Annotated in this window: 3 protein-coding genes; all 3 read left to right on the top strand. The window is 33.8% G+C overall.

What is annotated here, in order from left to right:
* On the top strand, positions 1-225 hold a 225-nt coding region (locus tag J2W48_RS23000; RefSeq protein WP_310284539.1), incomplete at its 5' end, for a T9SS type B sorting domain-containing protein.
* A 60-nt stretch (positions 226-285) separates the two neighbouring features.
* Entirely contained in the window at positions 286-1,194 is a 909-nt protein-coding gene (locus J2W48_RS22995) for a PorP/SprF family type IX secretion system membrane protein (RefSeq protein WP_310284538.1), read from the top strand.
* A 2-nt stretch (positions 1,195-1,196) separates the two neighbouring features.
* Positions 1,197-1,726 (top strand): tetratricopeptide repeat protein (locus J2W48_RS22990; RefSeq protein WP_409025193.1); only part of this gene is annotated, 530 nt, incomplete at its 3' end.

Raw genomic sequence — 1,726 nt, 5'->3', positions numbered from 1 at the left:
TATCCTGATAATACAGTTGAGATTTATAACCGTTGGGGAGTTTTAGTATTCGAAAGAGATCATTATAATAATAACGACATTGCTTTTAGAGGTATATCAGAAGGGCGTGTTACTATTAAAGACTCAAATGGATTACCTGAAGGGACCTATTATTATATCATTAGATATAAAGATAAGCAATCTAAGACACAGCAAAAAGCAGGTTATTTATACCTTACCAAGTAATACACTATACAAATTAAATGGCTTAGTGAACAGCTAAGCCATTATTTAAAAATAAAATAAATGAGAAAATTAGTTTTAGTTTTATTGTTTTGTTCGGTTGCAGGTTTTGCTCAGCAAGATGCGCAGTTTACACAATACATGTATAACACCATTAATATCAATCCTGCTTATGCTGGTTCTAGAGGAGTCATGAGTGTTTTCGGATTGTATCGTACGCAATGGGTAGGGTTAGATGGAGCACCGGAGACAAGTAGTTTTTCGGTAAATACACCAGTAGGTAATAATGTAGGCCTTGGAATTTCATTAATAAATGATAAAATTGGCCCTACAAATGAGAACAACTTATCGGCTGATTTTTCGTATTCGATACCAACATCGGCAAATGCTAAACTTTCTTTTGGTATAAAGGGATCAGCAAATTTATTTAAGCTGGATCCTACAAAGTTGACACCGGAAGATCAGGGAGATCCGCAATTTCAGGATTTTAAAAATAAATTTTCACCTAATATCGGAGCTGGTGTTTACTGGCATACCGATAAGGCTTATGTAGGTTTATCAGTACCAAATTTCATTCAGACCAATCGTTATGATGACAATGAGGTTGCGATCTATAAAGACAGAATCAACTATTATTTTATCGCAGGTTATGTATTCGATTTAGATCGTTATGAAACGATAAAATTCAAACCGGCTTTATTAACCAAAATGGTTGAAGGTTCACCATTACAAGTAGACGCATCTGCTAACTTTATGTTTAACGACAAATTTGTGATTGGGGTTGCTTATAGATGGAGTGCCTCTGTGAGTGCATTGGCTGGATTTCAAATCACTGATAGTTTATATTTGGGTTATGCTTACGATCTCGAAACTACCAAATTAGTAAATTATAATTCGGGATCGCACGAGATATTCCTGCGTTTTGAATTCTTAAATAAATATGGACGAATAACTTCACCAAGATTTTTCTAATTATGAAAATAAAAAAAATAATTTATATTGCTTTTTTGTCCTCTGTTTCTTTTACCGGAATGGCGCAAAAGACTGTATTAAATAAAGCCGAGAAAGAGTACAATCAATACGCTTATATAGATGCTATTGCTATTTATGAAAAAGTAGCAGAAAGCGGCTACAAGGATGAGAAAATGTTTCAGAGATTAGGGAACGCTTACTATTTTAATGCAGAACTGACCAAAGCTGTAAAGTGGTATGATGCCTTATTTGCTTTAAACGATCAGCAAGAACCTGAATATTATTACAGATATGCCCAGACTCTTAAATCTACTGGTGATTATACTAAATCAGATAAAATGCTTGAAGCTTTTAATGCAAAAGTTAAAACGGATTCCAGAGGAGTTTTATTTGAGAATAATAAAAACTATCTGGAACAGATTAAGGCAAATTCAGGAAGATTCGAAATATTGGATGCCGGTATTAATTCTGGACAATCAGATTACGGAAGTACAATTCTAAATAACAAATTAGTTTTTGCTTCTGCACGTGA

The organism is Flavobacterium piscis (genome assembly GCF_031457575.1).
GTDB lineage: Bacteria > Bacteroidota > Bacteroidia > Flavobacteriales > Flavobacteriaceae > Flavobacterium > Flavobacterium piscis_A.
Note: the sequence above shows the minus strand (reverse complement) of the source record. Positions and strands in the feature narration are given on the sequence as shown.